This window comes from Bacillus sp. CPT56D-587-MTF, from assembly GCF_058792335.1.
On record NZ_JBYTEF010000001.1, the window covers coordinates 5151123 to 5157500 of the forward strand.

At 39.6% G+C, this 6378-nt stretch carries 6 protein-coding genes and 2 rRNA genes (1 of these 8 cut by a window edge); all 8 read right to left on the reverse strand.

Features of this window, described 5'->3' with window-relative positions:
* Window positions 1–34: 34 nt before the first annotated feature.
* Window positions 35–385, reverse strand: a complete 351-nt coding sequence (gene yabA, locus AC3WVZ_RS26810) for a DNA replication initiation control protein YabA (RefSeq protein ID WP_000412063.1) — start codon at window positions 383–385, stop codon at window positions 35–37.
* Between the two features lie 14 nt (window positions 386–399).
* On the reverse strand, window positions 400–1227 hold the full coding sequence (locus AC3WVZ_RS26815; protein ID WP_000272429.1) for a PSP1 domain-containing protein: 828 nt from the start codon (window positions 1225–1227) through the stop codon (window positions 400–402).
* Window positions 1228–1232: 5 nt separating this feature from the next.
* Complete coding sequence (gene holB, locus AC3WVZ_RS26820; RefSeq protein WP_000169561.1) at window positions 1233–2216, reverse strand: DNA polymerase III subunit delta'; 984 nt, start codon at window positions 2214–2216, stop codon at window positions 1233–1235.
* Window positions 2217–2251: 35 nt separating this feature from the next.
* Complete coding sequence (gene tmk, locus AC3WVZ_RS26825; RefSeq protein ID WP_000677216.1) at window positions 2252–2878, reverse strand: dTMP kinase; 627 nt, start codon at window positions 2876–2878, stop codon at window positions 2252–2254.
* Between the two features lies 1 nt (window position 2879).
* A complete protein-coding gene (locus tag AC3WVZ_RS26830) occupies window positions 2880–4301 on the reverse strand; it encodes an aminotransferase class I/II-fold pyridoxal phosphate-dependent enzyme (protein WP_001075300.1) in 1422 nt (473 codons plus the stop codon).
* Between the two features lie 71 nt (window positions 4302–4372).
* Entirely contained in the window at window positions 4373–4552 is a 180-nt protein-coding gene (locus AC3WVZ_RS26835; RefSeq protein ID WP_000776278.1) for a sigma factor G inhibitor Gin, read from the reverse strand.
* Between the two features lie 190 nt (window positions 4553–4742).
* Window positions 4743–4858, reverse strand: a 5S ribosomal RNA gene (gene rrf / locus AC3WVZ_RS26840).
* 49 nt (window positions 4859–4907) lie between these two features.
* Window positions 4908–6378 (reverse strand): 23S ribosomal RNA (locus AC3WVZ_RS26845) (it continues 1451 nt past the right edge of the window).

Sequence of the window (6378 nt, forward strand, 5' to 3'; positions counted from 1 at the left end):
AATTACCTTTCCAATTATAATTGGAAAGGTAATTTCACTTTTTATTTAAGAATGAAAGACAGAACAAACAATCTCCCTCTTTACGTACACTTCCATAATGTAGATTGCAAATATGAAAACCTTCTTGATACAGTCTCGCTAAATTGTCATAGCCTTCACCAATATCTGTTTTCGGCTTCACTTCTTTACGTTTTTGAGTTTTTTGTTTTTCTTTATTCTGCACTTCTTCAAAACGGTGTCGCAAATTGTTATTTTCCATTTTTATATGCTGGTTTTCTTCCAACAACTCTGCAAGATGCTGTTTTAACTCTCCCAACTGTTTATATAAATGTCCAATTTGCTCTTCCATACTAGAAACCGATTCAAAAATATCTTTTTTCTCCACAAGCACCCACCTCATTAATCTGTGGTTTGACTCGAAACGACCCCTTTATTCACTAACTCATCTAACGTATATTCTACTATCCGTTCCTTGTCTACTAGTTCCACTTGAATTAATCTTTCTAAAATATTTAATCCGATAACACGGCCAGTACCATGCGGGGTTTGTATACGTTGATCTAAATCAGGAAGTTGTTCCTTTGCTGCCTCATATTCATCATTCTCATATTTTAAGCAACACATTAAGCGACCACATAAACCAGAGATTTTTGCAGGATTTAATGATAAATTTTGATCCTTTGCCATTTTAATGGATACAGGTTCAAAATCCCCTAAAAAAGTAGAACAACAAAGCATACGACCACATGGACCAATACCACCTAGCATCTTCGCTTCATCACGAACACCAATTTGTCTTAGTTCAATTCTTGTTCTAAAAATTGCGGCTAAGTCCTTCACTAGTTCGCGGAAATCGATCCGACCATCCGCAGTAAAATAGAAAATAATCTTATTACGATCGAATGTATACTCTACATCTACAAGTTTCATATCAAGATTATGCTCTACTACCTTTTGTTGACAGACTTGATATGCTTCTTTGGCAGCATGTTTGTTCTCTTCAACAATGGTACGATCATTTTCATTTGCAATACGAATAACCTTTTTTAGCGGTAATACAACGTCGTTTTCATCAACTTGTTTTTTGGTAATAACTACTTTTCCGTATTCAATACCTCTTACCGTTTCTACAATGACAAACTCATTTTCAGAGATATCGAACTGGTTTGGATCAAAGTAATATACCTTTCCGGCCTTCTTAAAGCGAACACCTACTACATCATACAAAACGGTCATCCCTCCTGCAACCGCAACACTAACTGTTCGAACACAAGCTGCGCATTTACATTAGCGTTGATTCTATTTTTTGCCTCTAATATATTAAAGAGAGCTGATACAATGCGCTTCTGAGCATAGGAAAACGATTCAAACATCTCTTTCTGCTCATGAAAAACAAGACGATCTTCTTCTCCAAGTTGAACATATAATAAATCCTTATAAATAAGGAGTAACATATCTAAACCTTGCTGTAATTGTTCTTTCTCTCCAAAGTGTTTTCCCCATTTTTCTTGTACAAAAAAAATAGAGGTTTTATCTTTTTCGAGCGCTTCACATAATTTTATCACTAAAGCTCGTGCTTGTGCAAACCATTCATCACTACATAAAGCTAAAGCTTCATCAAAACTATTTGTAAGTTGAGCAGCAAGTGTCGATAAAGATGCTGTAATCCCTTCATCCTGTAATCTTCTAATTAAAGATTCCGTAGGTAACGGTCTAAACGTAACAACTTGGCAGCGAGATAAAATCGTATTTAAAATTTGATGACTTTGTTCAGTAAGTAAAATAGCAGTTGTATCACTACTTGGTTCTTCTAAAAATTTCAAAAGTGTATTTGCCGCATTTGCTGTCATACGATCTGCGTGCTCAATAATATATATTTTTTTATTTGCCTCTAATCCTGTTTTGGAAAACTCTTCTTGTAAATCATGAATTTGCTGCTTCTTAATAGATAATCCGTCTGGTTTTACAATATGTAAGTTAGGGTGGTTACCTGAATCAATTCGCTTACAGTTTGTACATACATGGCAGGGCTCTACTCCATTCCGCTCAGAACAGAGGAAACTCTTTGCCATTTGAATTGCTGTCGCAAACTTTCCTGTCCCTTTCCCTCCCTCTAACAAGTAAGCGTGGGATATACGCTCTTTTGCAATGCTATTCATCAACATTTTTACACCGATGGGTTGTATAGCAGAAAGCTGCTCCCACGTCTTCGTCATAATGCATACCTCACTTATTTCATTCTTTCCTTCTATTATAACAATTTATCTTCTATAATCTGAACAACTTCTTCTATAAGTTTTTCCATCGGTTGATCAGCATTTACCAATACAATACGATCCGAGAAACGTTCTACGACTTGTAAATACCCTTCGCGCACACGTTTATGGAAAGAGATATCTTCCATATCTAGTCGATTTACTTCACGTCCTGCATCTTTTTCAATCCGAGCCAAACCAACCTCAGGCTCAATGTCTAGATAAATTGTTAAACTAGGCATACAGTCCTCTGTTGCGAAACGATTTATTTCAAATATCTTATCCATACCCAATCCTCTTGCATAGCCTTGGTATGCTAAAGAGCTATCTATAAAACGATCACATAACACGAGGTAGTCCTCATTAAGTGCTGGCATAACTTTTTCTACTAAATGTTGTCTGCGCGCAGCAGCATAAAGAAGCGCTTCTGTACGTGCTTCCATCATCGTATATTCTTGTTTATGTAAAATCGTCCTAATGTCCTCAGAAATTGCAATACCGCCTGGTTCCCTTGTCGCCATTACCTTCTGTGCTTTTTGTTCAAAATATGGCAATAAGCTTTTAATTAACGTTGTTTTACCTGAACCTTCTGGGCCCTCAATTGTTACAAATAATCCCTTCATCCTAAAACCTACTTTCTATATCATACACTTTCATATATTTCGTATTACCTTGAAAACGAGCTCCTGCTCTTTCTAAATACATAATTTGCTCTTTATGCTCTGAAGTAATTCTCTCTCCATACATAATTAATGGAATTCCAGGTGGATACGGAATCACCATTTCCGCCGCTATCATTCCAACAGCCTCTTCTATAGATACTATCTTTGTTTCATATCCGTCTAGTTGTTTATACGTATACGGTAAAAGAGAGAATTCACCATTATAAGTATAACGAATAGATTCCCTCTTGTCTTTCACCTCATAATGTTGCAATGCTACTCGGATCATCTCTATAACCTTCATATATCCCTCATTTACTTGTAAGGGTAAAATAAATAGGACATTGTACGGATCAGCCATCTCTGTATATATACCGACCTTTTCAAATACAGACTGTAATTCGTACCCTGATAACTGACAACGAGTTTGTACGGTGACCTTTAACTCATCTTGCAACGGATATTCTAAAATGGCGATTTGGGGAATAGAACGTAATTGTTCCTTAAATCTTCGTAAAAACTCAACAATTTCACTGTGACCTTCTTCTTTTATACGCGCCATTGTAAAGCGTGCTATATCCAAGGAAGCCATAATTGGATACGATGGACTACTAGATTGTAGCATACTTAAATAAGTAGTAACCTTATCTTCGTCTACTAAATGACTATTTATATGTAAATAGGAACCCATTGTCATTGCGGGTAATGTTTTATGTGCAGAATGAACTACAATATCTGCACCATATGTTAATGCTGACTTCGGAAATGGTTCTCCCAAACATAGATGTGCCCCATGTGCCTCATCTACCAAAACAGGGATTTTATGTGCATGTGCAAAAGCGATGCTTGCCTCTAAATCCATCCCCATACCATAATAATTAGGATGCGTTAAAATAAGTGCTTTCGCATTTGGATACTTTCCAATTGCGTTCTTAATAATTTCATTACGAACTCCCACTGGTACGTTATAAGCTTCATCAATCCATGGATCTAAAAAAATGGGATTTGCTCCCGCAAGTTTTAAACCATTAATAATTGATTTATGACAATTTCTTTGTACAAGAACAATATCATGTTCCCCGCAACAAGACAAAATCATTGCTAAGTTCCCGACTGTTGAACCATTAATTAAAAAATAACTTCTCTTTGTATTATAAACTTCAGCCAATAATTGTTGTGCCTCATCTATACATTCAAACGGACTATGCAAATCATCTAGTCCTGCTAATTCAGTTACATCAATAGATAGAATACCTTTAAACTCTCTTATTGCCTCCTGAGGGAAGTTTAAACCATTCTTATGACCAGGAACATGAAAGGATAACGGCCCTCTTTCTTTAAACTCTATTAACGCCTCATATAAAGGCATACGATTTTGATTCATCTACATCTCTTCCTTATTATTCATTCTCTATCTATTATACAGAACAAAAAAAATAATAGGCATATGCCTATTTAAAAATATGATACTTCTAATTTTCGAAGCTGCTTTAAATAATATATATATTTCGGATCATCTGTCTCTGTATTCACCATATCCTTTTCACATTCATGGCATATTAAATTATTATAAACATATATACCTTCTTTTCTTTTTGTCTCACAAACAATACAAACTTCACTTTGTAATTTCATAATCTTCCCTCCCTATTTAAGTGAACCTATTTTATACTTCTAATCCTTAACAATTTACAGAAAAATATACACCCATCTTTTATATAATATGATTAACTCTTGGGCAACGTGTTTGTATTTCCATTACTTCTTTCCCATTCTTTTTAACAATATAAAAAAAACACAAGTCAAATGACTTGTGTTTTTAGTTGCTTGGCGACGTCCTACTCTCACAGGGACAAGGTCCCAACTACCATCGGCGCTAGAGAGCTTAACTTCCGTGTTCGGTATGGGAACGGGTGTGACCTCTCTGCCATCATCACCAAACTATGAAGGCATATTCCTTCAAAACTAGATAACATTTGCTACATATTATATGGTTAAGTCCTCGATCTATTAGTATTCGTCAGCTCCACATGTCACCATGCTTCCACCTCGAACCTATCAACCTGATCATCTTTCAGGGATCTTACTAGCTTACGCTATGGGAAATCTCATCTTGAGGGGGGCTTCATGCTTAGATGCTTTCAGCACTTATCCCTTCCGCACATAGCTACCCAGCTATGCCCTTGGCAGAACAACTGGTACACCAGCGGTGCGTCCATCCCGGTCCTCTCGTACTAAGGACAGCTCCTCTCAAATTTCCTACGCCCACGACGGATAGGGACCGAACTGTCTCACGACGTTCTGAACCCAGCTCGCGTACCGCTTTAATGGGCGAACAGCCCAACCCTTGGGACCGACTACAGCCCCAGGATGCGATGAGCCGACATCGAGGTGCCAAACCTCCCCGTCGATGTGGACTCTTGGGGGAGATAAGCCTGTTATCCCCGGGGTAGCTTTTATCCGTTGAGCGATGGCCCTTCCATGCGGAACCACCGGATCACTAAGCCCGACTTTCGTCCCTGCTCGACTTGTAGGTCTCGCAGTCAAGCTCCCTTATGCCTTTGCACTCTACGAATGATTTCCAACCATTCTGAGGGAACCTTTGGGCGCCTCCGTTACACTTTAGGAGGCGACCGCCCCAGTCAAACTGCCCACCTGACACTGTCTCCCGGGTCGATAAGACCCGTAGGTTAGAATTTCAATACAGTCAGGGCGGTATCCCACCAGCGCCTCCACCGAAGCTAGCGCTCCGGTTTCAATGGCTCCCGCCTATCCTGTACAAACTGTACCAAAATTCAATATCAGGCTACAGTAAAGCTCCACGGGGTCTTTCCGTCCTGTCGCGGGTAACCTGCATCTTCACAGGTACTATAATTTCACCGAGTCTCTGGTTGAGACAGTGCCCAAATCGTTACACCTTTCGTGCGGGTCGGAACTTACCCGACAAGGAATTTCGCTACCTTAGGACCGTTATAGTTACGGCCGCCGTTTACTGGGGCTTCAGTTCAGAGCTTCGCTTACGCTAACCCCTCTCCTTAACCTTCCAGCACCGGGCAGGTGTCACCCCCTATACTTCGCCTTACGGCTTCGCAGAGAGCTGTGTTTTTGCTAAACAGTCGCTTGGGCCTATTCACTGCGGCTTTCCGTTAAGAAAGCACCCCTTCTCCCGAAGTTACGGGGTCATTTTGCCGAGTTCCTTAACCAGAGTTCTCTCGCACACCTTAGGATTCTCTCCTCGCCTACCTGTGTCGGTTTGCGGTACAGGCACCTTTTATCTCGCTAGAAGCTTTTCTTGGCAGCGGGGAATCAAAGACTTCGCTCCATAAGGAGCTTCCCCATCACAGCTCAGCCTTTACGATAAGCGGATTTGCCTACTTATCAGCCTAACTGCTTGGACGTGCACAACCAATCGCACGCTTCTTCTATCCTTCTGCGTCCCTCCATTGCTCAAACGATAAAGA

Coding starts and splice junctions, on each gene's coding strand:
- holB (WP_000169561.1), bottom strand. CDS start 2,216: ATGACGAAGACGTGGGAGCAGCTTTCTGCTATACAACCCATCGGTGTA.
- tmk (WP_000677216.1), bottom strand. CDS start 2,878: ATGAAGGGATTATTTGTAACAATTGAGGGCCCAGAAGGTTCAGGTAAA.
- AC3WVZ_RS26830 (WP_001075300.1), bottom strand. CDS start 4,301: ATGAATCAAAATCGTATGCCTTTATATGAGGCGTTAATAGAGTTTAAA.
- AC3WVZ_RS26835 (WP_000776278.1), bottom strand. CDS start 4,552: ATGAAATTACAAAGTGAAGTTTGTATTGTTTGTGAGACAAAAAGAAAA.